Origin of the sequence: Pseudomonas sp. Z1-14 (assembly GCF_051132005.1) — a bacterium.
Classification (GTDB): domain Bacteria; phylum Pseudomonadota; class Gammaproteobacteria; order Pseudomonadales; family Pseudomonadaceae; genus Aquipseudomonas.
This window is the reverse complement of sequence record NZ_CP071646.1, coordinates 4,691,077-4,709,915: the sequence shown is the minus strand read 5'-3', so window position 1 is coordinate 4,709,915 and position 18,839 is coordinate 4,691,077. Positions and strand designations below refer to the sequence as shown.

The 18,839-nt window shown below is 60.5% G+C and carries 21 protein-coding genes and 1 pseudogene; 14 read left to right on the top strand and 8 right to left on the bottom strand.

Annotated features, from left to right (window positions below; all coding sequences use genetic code 11):
* The first annotated feature begins 34 nt into the window (after window positions 1-34).
* The 4 genes from J3P89_RS21755 to J3P89_RS21740 all read left to right on the top strand — a co-directional run bounded on the left by J3P89_RS21755 (window position 35) and on the right by J3P89_RS21740 (window position 3,305).
* Complete coding sequence (locus J3P89_RS21755) at window positions 35-1,129, top strand: serine hydrolase domain-containing protein (RefSeq protein ID WP_434695613.1); 1,095 nt, start codon at window positions 35-37, stop codon at window positions 1,127-1,129.
* Window positions 1,126-1,437 carry an amidase gene (locus J3P89_RS21750; protein WP_434695612.1) on the top strand — a complete coding sequence of 104 codons (312 nt, stop codon included), beginning with the start codon at window positions 1,126-1,128 and terminating at the stop codon, window positions 1,435-1,437. Before J3P89_RS21755 ends, J3P89_RS21750 begins: the two co-directional genes overlap by 4 nt.
* A 118-nt stretch (window positions 1,438-1,555) precedes the next feature.
* Window positions 1,556-2,146, top strand: coding sequence for a YceI family protein (locus J3P89_RS21745; protein ID WP_434695611.1), 591 nt, complete (start codon window positions 1,556-1,558; stop codon window positions 2,144-2,146).
* A gap of 1 nt (window position 2,147) precedes the next feature.
* Entirely contained in the window at window positions 2,148-3,305 is a 1,158-nt protein-coding gene (locus J3P89_RS21740) for a phospholipase D-like domain-containing protein (RefSeq protein WP_434695610.1), read from the top strand.
* Between the two features lie 131 nt (window positions 3,306-3,436).
* Here J3P89_RS21740 and bglX read toward each other — a convergent pair whose 3' ends face one another.
* On the bottom strand, window positions 3,437-5,728 hold the full coding sequence (gene bglX, locus J3P89_RS21735; protein WP_434695608.1) for a beta-glucosidase BglX: 2,292 nt from the start codon (window positions 5,726-5,728) through the stop codon (window positions 3,437-3,439).
* Window positions 5,729-5,988: 260 nt separating this feature from the next.
* Here bglX and J3P89_RS21730 point away from each other — a divergent pair, with 260 nt between their 5' ends.
* The 5 genes from J3P89_RS21730 to J3P89_RS21710 all read left to right on the top strand — a co-directional run bounded on the left by J3P89_RS21730 (window position 5,989) and on the right by J3P89_RS21710 (window position 10,406).
* Window positions 5,989-6,597 (top strand): LemA family protein, encoded by a 609-nt coding sequence (locus J3P89_RS21730; RefSeq protein ID WP_434695607.1) that lies wholly within the window; start codon window positions 5,989-5,991, stop codon window positions 6,595-6,597.
* Window positions 6,598-6,704: 107 nt separating this feature from the next.
* The gene (locus J3P89_RS21725) at window positions 6,705-7,454 is read left to right on the top strand and encodes a TPM domain-containing protein (protein WP_434625568.1); all 750 of its coding nucleotides are present in this window, start codon (window positions 6,705-6,707) and stop codon (window positions 7,452-7,454) included.
* A 27-nt stretch (window positions 7,455-7,481) separates the two neighbouring features.
* A complete protein-coding gene (locus J3P89_RS21720; RefSeq protein WP_434625566.1) occupies window positions 7,482-8,099 on the top strand; it encodes a TPM domain-containing protein in 618 nt (205 codons plus the stop codon).
* A gap of 290 nt (window positions 8,100-8,389) precedes the next feature.
* Window positions 8,390-9,607: a class I SAM-dependent methyltransferase gene (locus tag J3P89_RS21715; protein ID WP_434695606.1), complete on the top strand. Its 1,218-nt coding sequence runs from the start codon at window positions 8,390-8,392 to the stop codon at window positions 9,605-9,607.
* Window positions 9,608-9,824: 217 nt separating this feature from the next.
* Window positions 9,825-10,406, top strand: coding sequence for a DJ-1/PfpI family protein (locus J3P89_RS21710; RefSeq protein WP_434603030.1), 582 nt, complete (start codon window positions 9,825-9,827; stop codon window positions 10,404-10,406).
* A gap of 117 nt (window positions 10,407-10,523) precedes the next feature.
* Here J3P89_RS21710 and J3P89_RS21705 read toward each other — a convergent pair whose 3' ends face one another.
* The gene (locus J3P89_RS21705) at window positions 10,524-11,543 is read right to left on the bottom strand and encodes a DUF4917 family protein (RefSeq protein WP_434695605.1); all 1,020 of its coding nucleotides are present in this window, start codon (window positions 11,541-11,543) and stop codon (window positions 10,524-10,526) included.
* 232 nt (window positions 11,544-11,775) lie between these two features.
* Between J3P89_RS21705 and J3P89_RS21700 the strand changes: the two genes are divergently transcribed.
* From J3P89_RS21700 to J3P89_RS21690, 3 genes are all read left to right on the top strand, one after another.
* A complete protein-coding gene (locus tag J3P89_RS21700) occupies window positions 11,776-13,125 on the top strand; it encodes a diguanylate cyclase domain-containing protein (RefSeq protein ID WP_434695604.1) in 1,350 nt (449 codons plus the stop codon).
* 347 nt (window positions 13,126-13,472) lie between these two features.
* A complete protein-coding gene (locus J3P89_RS21695; protein ID WP_305496246.1) occupies window positions 13,473-13,976 on the top strand; it encodes a DUF4142 domain-containing protein in 504 nt (167 codons plus the stop codon).
* A 78-nt stretch (window positions 13,977-14,054) separates the two neighbouring features.
* Window positions 14,055-14,963 carry an SDR family oxidoreductase gene (locus J3P89_RS21690; protein ID WP_434625556.1) on the top strand — a complete coding sequence of 303 codons (909 nt, stop codon included), beginning with the start codon at window positions 14,055-14,057 and terminating at the stop codon, window positions 14,961-14,963.
* Between the two features lie 51 nt (window positions 14,964-15,014).
* On the opposite strand, the gene J3P89_RS21685 is transcribed toward J3P89_RS21690, so the two are convergent.
* A complete protein-coding gene (locus J3P89_RS21685) occupies window positions 15,015-15,419 on the bottom strand; it encodes a low affinity iron permease family protein (RefSeq protein ID WP_434569515.1) in 405 nt (134 codons plus the stop codon).
* Between the two features lie 176 nt (window positions 15,420-15,595).
* On the opposite strand from J3P89_RS21685, the gene J3P89_RS21680 reads away from it, so the two are divergent.
* Window positions 15,596-15,742, top strand: a complete 147-nt coding sequence (locus tag J3P89_RS21680) for a hypothetical protein (protein ID WP_434569514.1) — start codon at window positions 15,596-15,598, stop codon at window positions 15,740-15,742.
* An 87-nt stretch (window positions 15,743-15,829) separates the two neighbouring features.
* On the opposite strand, the gene J3P89_RS21675 is transcribed toward J3P89_RS21680, so the two are convergent.
* From J3P89_RS21675 to J3P89_RS21655, 5 genes and pseudogenes are all read right to left on the bottom strand, one after another.
* The gene (locus J3P89_RS21675) at window positions 15,830-16,240 is read right to left on the bottom strand and encodes a type II toxin-antitoxin system HicB family antitoxin (RefSeq protein ID WP_434569513.1); all 411 of its coding nucleotides are present in this window, start codon (window positions 16,238-16,240) and stop codon (window positions 15,830-15,832) included.
* Window positions 16,241-16,456: a type II toxin-antitoxin system HicA family toxin gene (locus tag J3P89_RS21670; protein WP_434569512.1), complete on the bottom strand. Its 216-nt coding sequence runs from the start codon at window positions 16,454-16,456 to the stop codon at window positions 16,241-16,243.
* Window positions 16,457-16,780: 324 nt separating this feature from the next.
* Window positions 16,781-17,140: a helix-turn-helix domain-containing protein gene (locus J3P89_RS21665; RefSeq protein WP_434698040.1), complete on the bottom strand. Its 360-nt coding sequence runs from the start codon at window positions 17,138-17,140 to the stop codon at window positions 16,781-16,783.
* Window positions 17,140-17,355: pseudogene (locus J3P89_RS21660) on the bottom strand (type II toxin-antitoxin system HigB family toxin); the annotation flags it as partial. The gene J3P89_RS21665 and the pseudogene J3P89_RS21660, both read right to left, overlap by 1 nt.
* A 29-nt stretch (window positions 17,356-17,384) precedes the next feature.
* Window positions 17,385-18,014, bottom strand: a complete 630-nt coding sequence (locus tag J3P89_RS21655; RefSeq protein WP_434695603.1) for a LysE family translocator — start codon at window positions 18,012-18,014, stop codon at window positions 17,385-17,387.
* Window positions 18,015-18,159: 145 nt separating this feature from the next.
* Here J3P89_RS21655 and J3P89_RS21650 point away from each other — a divergent pair, with 145 nt between their 5' ends.
* A complete protein-coding gene (locus J3P89_RS21650) occupies window positions 18,160-18,636 on the top strand; it encodes an Lrp/AsnC family transcriptional regulator (protein ID WP_434673697.1) in 477 nt (158 codons plus the stop codon).
* Window positions 18,637-18,839: the final 203 nt, after the last annotated feature.

The window sequence follows — 18,839 nt, the reverse complement described above, 5'->3', positions numbered from 1 at the left end:
AGTCTCTGCAGGTTCAACCCTGCGAGCCCCACGCATGTCCAGACGCTGGCTGTTGCTTCCGCTGTTGCTGTTGACCCTCACAGCCCGCGCTGAAGACTGGCCGTCGGAACAATGGCCAACCGGCCCGACGCCCACCGGGCCGGCCCTCGAAGCGCTGGAGCAATACGCCTTTCCCCAAAGGGATGACAGCGCCCGCGAGGGCATCCGCACCGACGCGCTCCTGATCATCCAGGACGGCCGACTGGTCTATGAACGCTACGCCGGACCCACGACCGCCCAGACTCCGCACCTGACCTGGTCCATCAGTAAAAGCCTGCTGGCGACAATCTTCGGCGTGGCCTACGGCGAAAGGCTGTTTGCCCTGGATGCTCCCGCTGCCAAGTACTACCCGCCGCTGCAGCGACACCCGGACATGACCCTGGCCGATCTGTTTCATTGGACTTCCGGCCTGGACTGGCAGGAAGACTACGAATACGCGCCACTCAATTCCTCGGTGGTGGCGATGCTCTACACGCGGGGGCGCCACGACATGGCGGCGTTCACTGCCGCGCACGCAAGCTTCGGCCCGCCCGGGCAAGTGTTCCGTTACTCCAGTGGCGACAGCAACCTGCTGGCGGCGGCGCTGAAAACCATCGTCGGCCCGGCGCGCTATGCCGATTACCCCTGGACGGCCCTGTTCGAACCGCTGGGCATCCGCCACGCGACCTGGGAAACCGACGCCAGCGGCACGTTTGTCGGGTCGTCCTATGCCTACCTCACGACGCAGGACCTGGCGCGTGTCGGCTTGTTGATGCAGCGCGATGGCCGCTGGGGCGACCGACAATTGGTGCCCAAAGACTGGATAGCATTCAATCGCGAGCCTTTCGCCGGATTCCAGGCGGGCCAGGACGAAGCCGTGCCTGGCGGGCATTGGTGGCTCAATCGCGGTGCCGACTCCACCCTCCGCCCATGGCCTGACGCACCGCCGGATACGTTCGCCGCGCTCGGCCACTGGGGCCAGGCGCTGTATATCATTCCCAGCGCCAGGCTGGTGATCGTGCGCTACGGCGATGACCGCGACGGCAGCTACCGCCACAACGAATTGCTCAAGCGCGCCATGGCGGCCTTCGCCGGGGCGGTACGACCATGAGACGCAACGTGTTGCTCAGCCTGGCGTCGGTGCTGCTCATTGCCCTGTTCGGTTGGGTCTGGCTGGAGCGGGTGGCCCTGCAGGCCTTCCCCGATATCATCAGCGCGTACACCGCCAAGGAGTATTGCTCGTGCCGCTATGTGATGCGGCAGCCAGCCGAGTATTGCCGGGGCTACGTGAAGCAGTCGGTTCCCGTCAGCGATTTTTTCGAGACCGTTGAAGCCAGGCGCGTCACCGTCAGCGGGTTGGGGCGCAGCCACAGTGCGCGCTGGATCGGCGAGCGGCAGGGGTGTCGGTTGGAACCCTGAATGCTGATTCAAGGATTGCCTTTGTGGCGAGCCAAGGCAGTTGTCGAAAACCGACAGTTTGCAATCGCCCCCGTCCCGGTTAAGGTTCGCCACAGGTTTCTCTGCCCTCCGAGTCTGTATGTTCAAGCGGTTTCTCCCCTACGCTGTCATCACGTTGCTGCTGGCCTGCGCCGCGTTGCCGGCCCAGGCCGACTGGTACCTGGACGGCGAATCGTCGCGGCTTTCGTTTATCAGCAGCAAAAACGGCAATGTGTCCGAGGTCCAGCGCTTTCTCGTGCTTCATGGCCAGGTCCAGCCCAAGGGCCTGGCGCGGCTGGAGGTCGAGCTGGAGTCCATCAACAGCGGCGTCCCGCTGCGAGACGAACGCATGCGCGCCGAGCTGTTCGAGATCAAGCAGTTTGCCGAAGCCACCATCACCGCGCAGCTTGACCTGATGCCGATCCAGGACCTGGCCAACGGCGCACAGTTGGAGCTGCGCCTGCCGGTAACGGTGGACCTGCATGGCAAGCAGCACGAATACAACGCCCAACTGCTGGCGACGCGCCTGGATGAGCGACGTTTCCAGGTCGTGACCCTGGAGCCGGTGGTGCTCAACGCGGCGGATTTCGGCCTGGCGCCGGGCCTGGAAAAGCTGCGCGCACTGGCCGGATTGTCGACCATCAGCCTATCGGTGCCGGTGAATGCGGTACTGATCTTCACGGCGCGCTGACATGAGCGGTCCGGTATTTCCCTGGCGCGAAGGCAATCGCTTCGAATTGTTGATCGACGGTCCGCAGTTCTTCCCGCGCATGCTGGTGGAAATCGCCCGCGCCCAGGAACAGGTGGAACTGGAGTTGTATCTGGTGGAGGCGGGCGCTTGCGCCGAGGCGATGGTCCAGGCGCTTGTCCAGGCCGCCGAGCGGGGTGTTCGCGTGCGCTGCCTGTTCGACGACTACGGCAGCCTGGCGTTTACCCTGGGCCTGCGCAATCGCCTGGTCGAGGCAGGTGTGGAGCTGCGGTTCTACAATCGCCTGAGCTGGCGTCGCTGGGTGCGCAATCTTTACCGCGACCATCGCAAGCTGCTGCTGGTCGATCAGCGCCTGGCGGTGGTCGGCGGCACCGGGGTCACCGACGAATTCTGGAACCCTTTGGAAGACCAAAGCGACTGGCACGAGGTGATGGTGGAAATTGTCGGCCCGCTGGTGCTCGACTGGCAGCTTCTGTTCGACCGCCAGTGGCTCGCCAACCGCCATCGTCGGGCCTGGAAACCGGCTTCCAATTTCGGCTTGCCGCGCTTGCCCCGTGTTCCGCCGGTGGGCGAGGGCATGGGCCGGGTGGCCTATGCCGACGCCCGCCAGCACCGCGACATACTGCAATCACTGTCCCGGGCGTTAAACAGCGGTCAGAAACGTATCTGGATGGCCACGCCGTATTTCCTGCCGACCTGGAACGTGCGCCGCTCCTTGCGCAAGGCCGCCGCCCGGGGCGTCGATGTGCGCCTGCTGCTGACCGGCCCGCGCACCGATCACCCCTCCGTGCGCTACGCCGGCCATCGTTATTACCCGCGCCTGCTCAAGGCCGGTGTGAAGATCTATGAATACCAGCCATGTTTCCTGCATTTGAAAATGGTGCTGGTGGACGATTGGGTCAGCATCGGCTCGTGCAATTTCGATCACTGGAACCTGCGCTTCAACCTGGAGGCCAATCTGGAAGCATTGGACTCAGGACTGAGCAAGGCCGTGGCGGCCAGTTTTGAGCGCGATTTCAACCAAAGCCTGCAAGTGAGCCTCGACGCCTGGCAGCGCCGGCCGCTGTGGAAGCGCGTCAAGCAACGGTTGTGGGGATGGGTGGACCGGCTGGTGGTGAATCTGCTGGATCGACGGGGGTAACCAGCCCACCGCAAAACCAATGTGGGAGCGAGCTTGCTCGCGATTGCGGCCTGACTGTCGATGATGCATTAACTGACAGGGCCTCATCGCGAGCAAGCTCGCTCCCACAGGGGGATTGCGGTGCGGCTGGCTCAGAGCAACTCGAAACTCTGCTGCTTCACGTCCTGGGAATCCAGGCCGATCTGCACGTTGAACTTGCCCGGTTCAGCGGCGTACTTGAGCTGGGCGTTGAAGAACTTCAGGTCGTCTTCGGTGATGGTGAAGTGGATGACTTTCTTCTCGCCGGCCTTGAGCATCACCTTGCGGAAGTTCTTCAGCTCTTTCACCGGACGGATGATCGACCCGGTCACATCCTGGATGTACAGCTGCACCACGGTTTCACCGTCACGCTCGCCGGTGTTTTCCAGGGTGATGCTGGCGTCGAGCTTGCCGGTCTTGTTCAGCGTGGTGGACGACAAGGCCATGTCCGACAGGTTGAACGTCGTGTAGCTCAAGCCATAGCCGAACGGGTAGAGCGGGCCGGTGGTGTCGTCGAAATATTGCGAGGTGTAGTTGCCCGGCTTGCCCGGCGTGAACGGCCGGCCGATGCTCAGGTGATTGTAGTAGGTAGGAATCTGCCCGACCGAGCGTGGGAAGGTGATCGGCAGCTTGCCCGACGGGTTGTAGTCGCCGAACAGCACGTCAGCAATGGCGTTGCCGCCTTCGGTGCCGCTGAACCAGGTTTCCAGGATCGCATCGGCTTGCTGTTGTTCTTCCAGCAGCGACAGCGGACGGCCGTTCATCAGCACCAGCACCAAGGGTTTGCCGGTGGCTTTCAGAGCTTTGATCAGCTCGCGCTGGCTGGCCGGGATGTTCAACTCGGTGCGGCTCGAGGACTCGTGGGACATGCCACGGGACTCGCCCACGGCGGCCACGACCACGTCGGCTTCCTTGGCGGCTTTCACCGCTTCATCGATCAGCACCTGGGCCGGGCGCGGGTCATCCACCACTTCCGGTGCGTCGAAATTGAGGAAGTTGAGGTAGTCGAGCACCTTCTTGTCGCCGGTGATATTGGCGCCACGGGCGTAGATCAGCTTCGACTCGCCGCCCAGCGCACGGGCCATGCCGTCGTACACGGTGACTGACATCGCCGGGCGACCGGCGGCGGCCCAGCTGCCCATCATGTCGATCGGCGCCTTGGCCAGCGGACCGACCAGGGCGACCTTCGCGGTCTTCTTCAGAGGCAGGGTCTGGTTGCGGTTTTCCAGCAGTACCAGGCTGCGGCGCGCCACGTCACGGGCATCGGCGCGATGCATGCGGCTGTCGGCATAGACGTCGGCCGGGTCATCCTCGGCCTTGCCGATGCGCAGGTACGGGTCCTTGAACAGGCCCATGTCGTACTTGGCGGCCAGCACTTCACGCACCGCGTTATCAAGGTCGCTCTGCTCGATTTCGCCAGCCTTGAGCAGTCCTGGCAGCTCTTTGCCGTAGAGCGAGTCGTTCATGCTCATGTCGATGCCGGCCTTGATCGCCAGTTTTGCCGCTTCGCGACCGTCCCGGGCGACGCCATGCTTGATCAACTCGAAAATCGCCCCGTGGTCGCTGACGGCCAGGCCCTTGAAGCCCCATTCCTTGCGCAACAGGTCGTGCATCAGCCAGGTGTTGGCGGTGGCCGGCACGCCGTTGATGGAGTTCAGCGCGACCATCACCCCGCCTGCACCGGCGTCGATGGCAGCGCGGTAGGGCGGCAGGTAGTCCTGGTACATTTTCACCGGGCTCATGTCCACGGTGTTGTAGTCCCGGCCGCCTTCCACCGCGCCATACAGGGCGAAGTGCTTGACACTGGCCATGATGCTGTCGGCGGCGTTGGCGCCGCTGCCCTGGAATGCCTTGACCATCACCCCGGCAATGCGCGACACCAGGTAAGTGTCCTCGCCGAAACCTTCGGAGGTGCGGCCCCAGCGCGGGTCGCGGGAAATATCCACCATCGGCGCGAAGGTGATGTCCAGGCTGTCGGCCGCCGCTTCCTTGGCCGCGATACGGCCGGAGCGGTAGATGGCGTCCATGTCCCAGCTCGAAGCCAGGGCCAGGGGAATCGGGAAAATGGTCCGGTGGCCATGGATCACGTCATAGGCGAAGAACATCGGGATCTTCAACCGGCTGCGCATGGCCGCGTCCTGCATCGGACGGTTTTCGTCGCGGGTGATGGAGTTGAACGTACCACCGATATTGCCCGCGGCAATTTCCTTGCGGATCATCTCCCGGGGCATTTCCGGGCCGATGCTGATCAGGCGCAGTTGGCCGATCTTTTCCTCGAGGGTCATCTGCTTCATCAGGTTGCTGATGAAAGCGTCCTTGTTCTCCATGGGGGCTGGCAGGTTGTCGGCTAATACGGATTGACTGGCCAGGGTGACAAACAGGCCCAGCAAACACAGCTTCTTCATGAATTGTTTTCTCGCAAGCCTAAAGGGCGGTGATCAGGACACGCCGGTCAGCCTAAATGTGAGGAGCGGCTATTGTTGTTCGGGTGTTTCCAGTTAAATGCAGCACACTTTCGAGCTTGTGCCGATGAACTTAGTTTCGCACCGGGCATCTTTTAGCCCATCAACCCGATTCGATCCAGTGCGGCGGCGATTATGCCCCAGACGCCGGTAAGATAGGTGGCGGTGTTTTTTTAATGCAATGCAAGGGAGCGCTTGACCTGATGAATCCACGACTGAACCACCTTCGCGGCCTGCAAATGCTGGCCCTGATGCTCTTCACAACATTGCTGGCCGGTTGTGGCATCAACAACATCCCGACGCTGGACGAGCAGGCCAAGGCGGCCTGGGGCCAGGTGCAGAACCAATACCAACGCCGCGCCGACCTCATCCCCAACCTGTTGGAAACCGTCAAGGGTTATGCCCGGCACGAGCAGGAAACCCTGACCGCAGTAATCGAAGCGCGGGCCAAGGCCACCTCGATCCAGGTCGATGCCAATACCTTGGACAATCCGGAAAAACTCAAGCAGTTCCAACAAGCCCAGGACCAGTTGAGCGGGGCGTTGAGCCGCTTGATGGTGGTGTCCGAGCGCTACCCGGACCTGAAGGCCAACCAGAACTTCCTGGCGTTGCAATCGCAACTCGAAGGCACCGAGAACCGCATTGCCGTGGCGCGTCGCGACTTCATCCTGGCGGTGCAGAAGTACAACACCGAAATCCGTACGTTCCCCGGCCGCCTGTGGCACAGCGTGATGTACAGCGACTTGCCGGTCCGCGAAACCTTCGAGGCGACCAGCCCGAATGCCGAAAAAGCGCCTGAAGTGAAGTTCTGAAAAAACTGTGGGAGCGAGCTTGCTCGCGATGGCGGCCAAACATCCAGCATTGATGCAAACTGATCCACCGCTATCGCGAGCAAGCTCGCTCCCACACAGGAGTTCTGATGCGAGTGTTGAAATTTGGCCTGGTGCTGTTGCTCTGGGTCTTTGCCATCACGGCCCAGGCCGAGTTGAAATTTCCGGCATTGACGGGGCGGGTGGTGGACTCCGCCCAACTACTCGACCCGTCGGTGCGCACGCAACTCGATGCGCAACTCAAGGCCCATGAGCAGGCGACCAGTGAGCAGGTGGTTGTCGTCACCCTGCCGGACCTGCAGGGCACCAGCATCGAAGACTTCGGTTACCAATTAGGCCGCCACTGGGGCATCGGGCAGAAGGATAAAAACAACGGCGCGCTGCTGATCGTCGCCCGCGATGACCGTAAACTGCGGATCGAAGTGGGGTATGGCCTGGAAGATCGGCTGACCGATGCCCAGAGCTCCGTCATCATCAATCAGGTCATCACTCCGGCATTCAAGACGGGAAATTTCAACAAGGGCATCAGCGACGGCGTCGCGGCGATGCTCGTGGTGTTGGGCGGCAGTCCGCTGGATGAGCCAGCCCCTGCGTATGACGCGGGAGCGCAGGGTGAGGGCGATTTCATCGACCGGCATGCGGGGCTGGTAATCTTCCTGGCGATGCTATTCATCCTGACGATAGGCGTTTGCCAGGTGCTTGGTATCCTGCCGAGCAGTGGCGGTTCCGGCGGTGGCGGCTCCAGAAGCGGCGGTGGTGGTTTCGGCGGCGGCGGTGGCGGAGGCTTCAGCGGTGGCGGAGGCAGTTTTGGTGGCGGCGGTTCGTCGGGCGGCTGGTGAGCATAATAATGAGCAGGCATTTTTGACATGGCATTACTGACTGAACACGAACAACGCAAGGTAGCCGAGGCCATTGCCCGGGTCGAGCGCGACACCGATGCCGAACTGGTAACGGTGCTTGCTGCTCGCGCCGACGACTATGCCTACATCCCGCTGCTCTGGGCCAGCTTGCTGGCCCTGGTAGCCCCCGGTGTGGTGCATTACCTGACGGGCTGGCTTACCACGCACAGCTTGCTGTTGGTGCAGTGGGGCAGTTTCATCGGGTTGTGCCTGCTGTTTCGCCTGCCTGCTATCACCACGTACCTGATCCCTCGCTCAGTACGTCACTGGCGAGCGTCGAACCTGGCGCGCCGGCAATTTCTCGAGCAGAACCTGCACCATACGGTGGACGGCACAGGCATGCTGATTTTCGTTTGCGAGGCGGAGCGGTATGTGGAAATCCTGGTGGACGAGGGCATTTCCAAGCGACTCGACAATAAGCATTGGGAGGCGATTGTCGCGGCATTTACCCAGCAGGTTCGCCAGGGCCAGACGTTGCAAGGCTTTGTGACGTGCATTGAAGCCTGCGGCGAACTGCTCAAGGCGCATGTGCCGGTGACCCATGCGCGCAATGAGTTGCCGAATCGGTTGGTGGTGCTCGGCTGACACTATTTTCTGTCGGACACCGTTGTGGCGGGAGCGCCTTTGTGGCGAGGGAGCTTGCTCCCGCTGGAGCGCGAAGCGCTTCCCATCGGTCTGAAGGGTTGAGTCAGGCCTCAAATCGGGCGACTGCTTCGCAGCCGAGCGGGAGCAAGCTCCCTCGCCACAGAAGCCTGTTGACCTATGAAGATGGACTATCACTTTTGCACCGTTGGGGAAATTCCCCGTGCCCTGGCTTCCCATCCCCCCTAAAATACCCGCCATTCCCGATCCGCCCGCCCCGAGGCCGCTTTTCCATGTCCGTCACTGCAACTTCCGCCCGTCCCGCGCCGGATCACCACGCCCAGTTCATCGAGCTGTTGCAGGCCAGCCTTGGGCAGAACGCCTTCATCAAGCTCGTGCTGGCCAAATACGTCGGTGACGAAGCCGATCTGCAGCGGCTGATCATCAAGCAACTGACGGTCAAGGATCAGCCGTGCCTGTCCTTTGTCTACCGCTACAAGACACGCGACATCACCAAGAACTTCCCGCTGGCCGAAGGCGTTGAGACGGTCGCCGCGCTGTTGCCGGCCTCGTTCAAGAACGCACATCTGCTGGCAATCACTGACGAGGCGCAGCTGGAATACAGCAAGAAGGGCAAGAGCTCGTTGTTCAAGAGCAAGCCCCAGCAACTGCGGGAAGTGCCGTCCGCGGGGCACAACCGTGAAAAAAACCGCTTCCTCGATCTGAGCCGGCCGTTCCTCGCCGACCTGGGCGTGACCAACCACAAGCACGAGCTGATTCCGGCGATGTCGCGCAAGTGGAAGCAGATCAACAAGTTCATCGAAGTCTTCAGCCACGCGTTGACGTCTTCGCCGCTGGCGCTGGACAAACCGGTGCGGGTCGCGGATTTCGGCTCGGGCAAGGGCTACCTGACGTTTGCCATCCATGATTACTTGCGCAACACCTTGCAGGCCGAGGGGCTGGTGACAGGCGTCGAATTGCGCGAGGACATGGTCAAGCTGTGCAACGAAGCCGCCGCGCGGCTTGAACATCCGGGCCTGGAGTTCCAGCACGGGGACGTGCGCAGCGTCGCGCCGCGTGAAGTGGACGTGATGATCGCCCTGCATGCCTGCGACATTGCCACCGACTACGCGATCCACATGGGCATCCGCTCGGGGGCCTCGATCATCATGTGTTCACCGTGCTGTCACAAGCAGATCCGCCTGCAGATCCAGAGCCCGGCGCTGCTCAAGCCGATGCTCCAATATGGCCTGCACCTGGGCCAACAGGCGGAAATGGTCACCGACAGTCTGCGGGCGCTGTACCTCGAAGCCTGTGGCTACGAGACCAAGGTATTCGAGTTCATCTCCCTGGACCACACCAACAAGAACAAGATGATCCTGGCGGTCAAGCGCCCGGAACCGGTGGATGCCATCGAACTCCTCGCCAGGATCGAAGAGCTGAAGGCGTTTTACCGCATCACCGAACATTGCCTGGAAACGCTGCTGCGGGCTGACGGCTACCTCGCCTGACAGTTCGCCTGCCCCGAACCCGTGGGAGCGAGCCTGCTCGCGAAAGCATTATTTCAGCCGGTAGTTACTGAGCTGACACACCGCCTTCGCGAGCAGGCTCGCTCCCACAGGTTCATTCGCCATTCCTGAAGGTGCAATCCGTCAGTTAATCTCGGGAGATCGCTACTGCGGACTACCTTTAATGCGTTCCCCCACGCATCCCAAAGGAGCCCATGCCATGGCCGCGAAGAAAATCCTCATGCTGGTCGGCGATTACGTCGAAGATTATGAAGTGATGGTGCCTTTTCAGGCCCTGCAGATGATCGGCCACACAGTGCATGCGGTGTGCCCGGACAAAACCACCGGACAGACGGTGCGCACCGCGATCCATGATTTCGAAGGCGACCAGACCTACAGCGAGAAGCCTGGGCATCTGTTTGCCCTCAACCATGATTTCGCCAGCGTCCAGGCCAGCGACTATGACGCGCTGCTGGTGCCGGGCGGTCGTGCGCCGGAATACTTGCGCCTGAATGAAAGCGTCCTGCAACTGGTGCGCGATTTCGATTTGGCGGGCAAGCCGATCGCCGCGGTGTGCCACGGTGCGCAATTGCTGGCGGCGGCAGGCATCCTGGAAGGGCGCGAATGCAGCGCCTATCCAGCATGTGCTCCGGAGGTGCGCCTGGCCGGCGGGACGTTCATCGATATTCCAGTGACCGAAGCCCATGTCCAAGGCAACCTGGCCACGGCACCGGCGTGGCCCGCCCATCCGAACTGGCTGGCGGGGTTCCTGACGCTGCTGGGCACGGCCATCACCTTGTAGAAGCCAGGGGCTACGCGCCGCACTCGTCCGATAGAGTGAGCTCTTGTGGCGAGGGAGCTTGCTCCCGCTGGAGCGCGAGCAAGCTCCCTCGCCACGGTTCTGCGCTGCCCGTCTGATCTAAACCTCCACCGGCACCGCCAGCTTCGGATCTCCCAGTGGGTGGGTCTTGGCATCGAAGAAGCGCAATTGCGTGTCCAGGCCCTCGAACAATTTGGCGTAATGCCGCTTCTGATGCTGGATGAACGCCTGGCTGCGCGGGTAAATCGAGATGGCCACGGTTCTCGGCGCCGCTTGGCGCAGGGCATGGACGATATGGCTGTCCTGCTCGCCCAAGGCGTGGCCGAACAGACACAGATTGTCGTCGTGGTGCAGTAACTGGTCGTAGCAGAACGACAGGTAATCGCTGCTGCGGATGGTCTTGAGTTTGTCCTGGCTCGGCCCTTCGCTGACAAAAAGCGGCACGTCGTCGAGGGTCTTGAGGGTGTTGTTGATGGCAAAACTGCCCAACAGCGTGCCTTCGGTGGAAGCGAGCTTGCGTGCCGTGCCGTCCTGGTTGCGCACCAAATGCAGGCCGCCGTGCAGATACAACAGGCGCGGCTTGTCTGTACTGGTCCGACTCGGATCGAAGCTGTGATCGGCACCCATGAACAGATCGGTCAGGGTCTCGGGCGTATGCTGGATCGCCCAATAGCTGAGCAGATCGTAGTTGGTGGTGAACACTGTGCGGTAGCGGCCCAGCTCCTGATTGAGACTTCCCAGGGTCGAGGGTTGCACCAGTCGCCAGGGGATATGCACCGCGTGCACGGTGTTGATCAAGGCTTCCTTGATCGCGTAATAGCGATTGCGCGGGGCGGCGGAGCTGACGGCCAGGGCCTTGTTGACCCGGCTGGTGGTTTTCAACGCGCCCAGTACCTGCTCGAAACTGCGGGTCTGCAGGGCGTCGAAGACGCTCAGTTCCGAAGGGCTCAGTGGTTTTTCCTCGACGGTGCGGGCGTTCTCGAACAACGAGTCATAGCCGAAATCGTCCCACACGGCGCGGCTCGCGCCATTGCCCACCAGCAGGCCGCTGAAAGCGGTGTCGGTGCGCAACGTCTCCCAATTTTCGAGCCGGGCGTCGTATTCCTGGAAATCGGTCATTGCGAAAGTCATCTCAAAACGTGGCAAAGGCAGGACGCGACTTTATCACGACCCGGTCCTGAGCCAGATCAAGATACGTCGTGACCGGCCGATAACCTTTCAGGCGTTCTGACCGAGCGGTTTACTGCGGCGGATCGGGCGCCTGGGCTATCCTCACCGGTATTCAGGGCGCGCGCTGGCCTGGCGATTTCCCGGTTCGTTCATTGCTGCATTCCCGGATGGCTTCTGTGCCATGGATATTCGAAACTCCACGCCGCTGGCCGGTTACCTTGATCTGCTGATGGATGCCGTGTGCGCCGTCGACGCCCTGGGGCGTTTCGTGTTTGTCAGTGCCGCCAGCGAGCGGATCTTCGGCTACACGCCGAAGGAGCTGATCGGCCGTTCGATGATCGATATGGTCCACCCTGCCGACCGCCAGCGGACCCTTGATGCGGCGCGCGAAGTCATGCGCGGAGAACCCAAGCTCAATTTCGAGAACCGCTATCTGCGCAAGGACGGTGGGGTCGTCCATATCCTCTGGTCGGCGCGCTGGTCCGAGCCTGACCAATTGCGGATCGCCGTGGCGCGGGACATCACCGAGCGCAAGCAGGCGGAGTCCCGGCAGGCCGCGTTGTACGCGATTTCCGAGGCCGCCCATGCTGCTGCCGACCTGCTGGCGTTGTTCAAACGTATCCATTCGATAATCGGCGAGTGGCTGCCGGCACTGAATTTTTCGGTGGCGTTGTATGACGAGCAATGTGCCCAGCTCAACTTTCCCTATCACGTCGACGACCGGGAGCGACAGCCGGAACTGCCGGGTACGACCATTGGGCGTTTGTGTGCCGAAGTCATACGCAGCGGTCAGCCGATCCTGCTGACGCCCGGCTCCAGCTCGTTGCCCGTGGAGCTGCACGACCTCGTGGCGAAACCGGACGCGCCGTGCTGGCTGGGTGTGCCACTGAATTCGCAGAGCGGCACGATTGGCGCGTTGATCGTCAAGAGCGCGGCGGATAACGAGCGCTACACCGAGCAGGACAAGGAATTGCTGCAGTATGTTTGCGCGCAGATTGCGATTGCCATCGAGCGCCAGCAACTGCATACCCGGTTGCAGCACATGGCCCAGTACGACCAGCTCACTCAGGTACCCAATCGTGAGTTGCTGCGTGACCGCTTCAAGGCCGCATTGACCACGGCCCGTGTTGCATCGGGGCGGATGGCATTGCTCTACATCGATCTGGATCGCTTCAAGCAGATCAACGACACCTACGGTCATGCCGTTGGCGACATGCTGCTGCAAGCGGTGGCCAGCCGACTCAAGGGTTGCATACGTGACACCGACACTGTCGCCCGCATCGGGGGCGATGAATTCGTGGTACTGCTCCATAGCATCCAGAGCGTGGCAGACGCCGACCGGGTGCAGGAGCAGATTCGTCACGCGCTGGCCCAGCCGCTGCGGCTGGACGGTCATTGCCTGAGCATCGAACCGAGCATTGGCGTGGCGTGTTTCCCCGAACACGGCACGGAAGATATCACCTTGTTCCGCCACGCCGACGAGGCGATGTACGCAGCCAAACGCCACAATCACCGGGCCTTCGGCATCTGACACCTCACCGTTCGTCGTCGCGCCAGCGCTTTTTCCAAACCTTGAATGCCGACTCATTTCAAATGAAATACGGGGCAGGCATGCCCATCATTCATGCAATACGGAGGGCTCGAGCATGCACGGGTCAAGCAACATTTATCCGGGAAACACTGCTCATGATCGAACGAAGGTGTCTGAAGCGGGTCGCAAAAGTGGGAGAACCACCACCGCGAGTGTCGATAAAAGTCCGCTGAAGGCTGAGATCGGCCGCAAGCCGGATCGCACGACTCGCTGAATATTCAACGGTGGTTCTGATTCAGCGGCGGGGGAAACCCTGTCGCAATTTTCTATCAGAGGAGGGCGTGACCATGAGCCGGATGGCCACCTTTTTACGCACCACCAGTGTTGTCGTGCTGATGGGCCTGGGTGCCAGCAGTGCCTGGGCCCAGTCACCTGCCGAATTCATCAACGATGCATCCGCCAAAGGCATGGCTGATATCGAAGCCAGCCGTGCCGCACATTCGAAGGCGGAATCAAGGGAGGTCAAGGACTACACCATCATGGTGATCAACGACCGCACCACCGCCAACCAACACCTGGCGAAAATCGCCAAGAAGCTCGACTTGCCCGTCGCGCCCCGGGAAGAAGTCGCGGACAAGGCCAAGACCTTGATGCCGCAAGTGGCCGAGGGCGAGTCGTTCGAGGCGGCATATGCCGCCAGCCAGGTCAAGGCCACTGAGGAAGCCATCGAGCAGATCCAGCAACAGGCCCAGACCACCAACGTGCCGGAGATCAAGGCGTTCGCCGACGAAACCCTGCCCAAATTGCAGACGCATCTTGAGATGGCCAGGGCGCTGCAGGCCAGTCGCTGATTTGCCGCACCTGTTTTTACCTCAGGACCGGGACGCCAGCGTCCCGGCTTGTTTTGCCCGCCGAAAAGGAGAACCTCGATGTCCACACGCCGAGAACCCAACCAATACGCGATGCAGAATCCACTGACCCAATACCCTCGTCCGGAATTCCCCGACCAGCCGCAATCACCCCCTGGCATTGACCAGGACATGGAACCACAGCCCGATCACGGCGAAAAAACCTATCAAGGCTTCGGGCGCCTGGAGGGGCGCAAGGCGCTGATCACGGGCGGCGATTCGGGGATCGGTCGCGCGGCGGCCATTGCCTATGCCCGCGAAGGCGCCGACGTAGCCATCAACTATCTGCCCAGCGAAGAACGCGACGCGCAGCAAGTCATCGAGCTGATCAAGGCCGAAGGCCGCAAGGCCATTGCGATTCCGGGAGATCTCAAGGACGAAGCGTTCTGCGTCCAGATGGTGAAGATGGCGCAGCAGGAGCTCGATGGCCTGGATATCCTGGTCAACGTCGCCGGTAAGCAGGAAGCGCAAAAGGACATTGCCGACATCACCACCGCGCAATTCGACGACACCATGAAAACCAACATCTACGCGATGTTCTGGATCTGCAAGGCCGCGGTACCGCTGATGCCGGCCGGGGCAACGATCATCAATACCGCGTCGATCCAATCCTACGATCCGTCCGCGACGCTGCTCGATTACGCCACCACCAAAGCGGCGATCGTGGCGTTTACCAAGGCGTTGGCCGGACAGGTCATCAGCAAGGGAATCCGGGTCAATGCCGTGGCCCCGGGGCCGATCTGGACGGTGCTGCAACCCAGCGGCGGACAGCCTAGGGAGAAGATCCCTACATTCGGCTCCCAGGTTCCGATGAAGCGTCCGGGGCAGCCAGCAGAATGTGCGCCGCTGTACGTGCTGCTGGCCTCGCAGGAGTCGAGTTATATCACCGGGGAAGTATTCGGCGTGACGGGAGGGAATCCGTTGCCCTGATGCGCGTCACTCGGATGCGCGAGCGTTGCAATAACGCTCGCGCATCGGCTTTCAGCACTGGTTCAGGTCGACTTTTTTCTCTTCTTCTACACCCTCAAGGCTCTTGGCCTCGTCTTTGCCCATGTCCTGGTAGCGCTTGCGCAACGCTTCCAGCTGCTTGAGGTCCAGCGACTCGAGACCGAGCATTGCATTCTGCGCGTCCTTGGTCGCGCGCAACAATTCATCGACTTTCAAGTGCAGGATATCGGTATCGCGGTTTTGCGTGTTCTGGATCAGGAAAACCATGAGGAAGGTGATGATCGTGGTCGAGGTATTGATGATCAGTTGCCAGGTGTCGTTGAAACCGAAGAACGGTCCGCTGGCGGCCCAGAGCGCCAACAACACAATAGCTCCGAGAAAGGTCTTGGGACTTCCTGCCCACAGGGCCAGTTTTTGAGCAATCTTTGCGAACGTCATTGCCGTGTTTCCTCAGTGGATGCACCTGTCTGGTGTGACACCAACGAAGCGGCGAAAATTCTACTTACATTTCAATCCGAACCTCCGTCGACGTTCATCGTCCGGGACGAAGACTGGCGCAACCATTTGCTCTGCCTGATGGTCACTCCTTAAAGCCTTCATCGACGGAGTACACCATGAACCTCACCCGCACCTTCTGCCTCGCCTGTTGCCTGTTCGCACTGCAGGGCTGCTTTGACAATTCGGATAACGAGACCAAGGACAACACCGACGGCACCAAGTCTTCGGTGCAGATGCAGGAATCCAAGTCAGAGAGCAAATAAATGACATAGCCCAGGCCGGGCTATGTACAAACCTGTGGGAGCGAGCCTGCTCGCTCCCACAGGTTCTTGTGTTTCGGCAGGTATTGCTCAGCGTCCTTGTTGCAAAACCTTGAGTGCCGCCGATGCCAGGAAGCCTGACCGGCTTTTTTCCTCCGGATGATGCAGCACATATTCATCGATACGGTTCAGCAGGTAGCCGGGCAGGGTGATGTTGAGTTTCTGCGCCTTGCCCAGATATCTGGTCACATCAATGTCCACCAATGCCCAAGCGCACCCGGCATATTTCGGATTGGCCGCGTGCAGCGTCACGGTGTTGGCCGGCGGAATGGGCGAACCATCTTCGGCAAGAATTTCAAAGTGCCCTTCGATGGCCTCGCGCGCCATGGCCATGGCATCGTCCAGATCATCGCCTGCGGAAAAACAACCAGGGATATCCGGCACTTCAACGCCCCAGGCGTGGTGCTCATCGCCCATGGAAATCGCAATCGGGTAAAGCATTCAATCGTCCTCCGGGGAAGCTGGGCAACTGGCCGTCTGGAGCAGGGCCTGTTGCAAGATACTGATGGCCGTTTTCTTGAGCAGGTCCTTCTTGGGATGGGGCACCGTGACCAGTCCCGGTTTGGTCGGGTGCTTGAAATGGTGGTGGCTGCCACGGATCCGTACCAGGTACCAACCATCCGCAACAATCTGGCTTATCAGGAATCGGCTGTTCACAACACCTCCGTGTGGTGCGTGTGGTAGGTACTATACCTACTGAAAATGGATTATCAACACTATAACCACCGTGAGCGACGACCGGGATCGAGTGGGATCTACGTCCGAAGTCTAGAAGCGGCGCCGGACAAGGGCGCGAGAGGAGCCGGGTGGGTTTATTTCTGGATGTGAAGCGGGAGGCAGACGCTCGCATGCGAGGGAGTTGCCCCGCAGCGCTGCGTCATTCGAGTGTTGTTTTGTATGGGTTGCCGGGAAAGAGGCAGAAAAAAACCGGTCACGTTGGGCCGGTCTTCTACTTCAAGTTATTGCTGCGGAGTCGCTATGTTAAGCAACGTCCGCTAAAAGGCTTTCGTAAGGAATTCGCAGTCCGTCGTGCAGGCGTTTAATCATTGCCAGGCTCAGTTTGCGTTTGCGGTTCAGCACTTCCGAGACGCGTCCGCTCGAACCAAGAAATGGTTCCAAATCGCGCGGGGTCAAGCCTTGTTGATCCATCCGGAATTTAATCGCCTCAATTGGATCGGAAGGCGGCATCGGGTAATGCTCCTCCTCATATTTTTCGATTAGCAGGGCAAGAATTTCCAACTCATCGCCTTCAGCCGAACCGACTTCCGCCCCCCACAGTTGTTCGATTCGCGCAAAGGCCGCATTCAGATCGTCCTGGTTGCGAATGGGTTTGATGTTCATCATACGGTCTCCGCATTGATTTGGTCATATTGGGCGTGGGTGCCGACGAACCTTACAAAGCCGAGCTGGCGCTGATAGTCGATTGCCAGAATTACTCGGTATTTGTTGCCGCCGATATTAAAAACGACCCTGGCGCTTTTGAGAATACTGGCTGTTCTGAGTTCAGCCTTAATCTCTTGAGGTGTTCGATAGGTCGCTTTCTCCATGTGTCGATACCTAGTGCGTCAGTCCTGGTAGCAATAGTCTACGACTGCTGCACAAACGTCAGCCGTACCGCAAACCCAATCAGCACGCTGCCAAACACCCACTGCTGCGCACGTTGGGCCGAGGGCGATCGCTGAAGCCAGCGTCCGAGCGCTACGCCCACCAGTGCGTAGGCGCTGTCAAACAGCAGGCCGACGCCGACCAGCACCAAACCGAGCATCGCGAATTGCCCCAGCACCGGCCCGCCCTGTGGGTCGATGAACTGCGGCAGCAACACTGAGCAAAACAGCAGCGCCTTGGGGTTGAGCAGGTTGGTCAGCAGACCGCGTTGTATCGCTTGGTACCACTGTCGCTTTCCGACTTCGGCGTCAGCTCCTCCAAAGCTTGGCAACAACGTGGTCCGCAAACACTGAAACCCGATCCACGCCAGATACGCAGCCCCGGCCAGGCGCACCACATCAAAGGTCCAGGGCGCTGCCTTGAACAACACCGATAGCCCCATTGCCGCCAGCGCGACATGACATGCCCGGGCAATCCCCAAGCCTACCGCCGTTGCCAGCGCCGCAGCCTTGCCCTGACGGGCACCGGTTTGCAGCACCAGGATCATGTCCGGCCCGGGCAACAGATACGCCACCGTCAACGCCATGAAAAACAACCAGAGCTCTGTCATTGCATGCCCTCCGCAATCAGTGGATTGGAGATGCCAGTCTATGGCCGAAGGGTAGGGCAGGTGCTTGCGTAATCAGCTTCTAAAGCTCTAAGAATTGGCATAACCTGCCAAGTGATCGATCCATTCAATCGAAAAGTGCCAAATCATGAAACTTGATGCCTTCGACCGCAAAATTCTCGCTGCACTGCAGCGGGACGGCCGGCTGAGCAACGTACAACTGGCCGAAGAAATCGGCCTGTCCCCCTCGCCATGCCTGCGCCGCGTGCGGATGCTCGAGGAAGCGGGAGTGATCCGCGGCTATCAAGCCATCCTGGATCGCGATGAAGTGGGCCTCGGTATGACGATCTTTGTCGGCATCAAGGTCGAACGGCACACCGATGAACGAGCCGAGGCATTTCGCCTGGCGGTGACCGCGCTACCCGAAGTGATCTCGGCATTCCTGGTGTCAGGCGAGTCGGATTTCCTGCTACAAGTGGTGGTGCCGGACTTGCGGGCCTATGACCGATTTGTCACGGGCAAGCTGTTGAAGCTGCCGGGGGTGAGTGACATTCGCAGTAATTTTGCGATCAACACGGTGAAGGCTCCGGGGCCGTTGCCCTTGGGGCATCTGGCGGGGGAGTGAGGCTGTTGCAGCAATGCCGAAAGCAGCCACTCTTGTGAGCGCTTCGCACTCAAGAGGGAGCAAGCTCCCTCGCCACGGGCATCACTCGTTCTTGAGATTATGACCTGTCTTTCTTGCAACGGTCCGGTGTCAAGGATGCGCAACGTCTCGCAACAGCCTTCGGATAAAGCCGCTGGCCTGTTCATTCCAGATCATCGCCAACC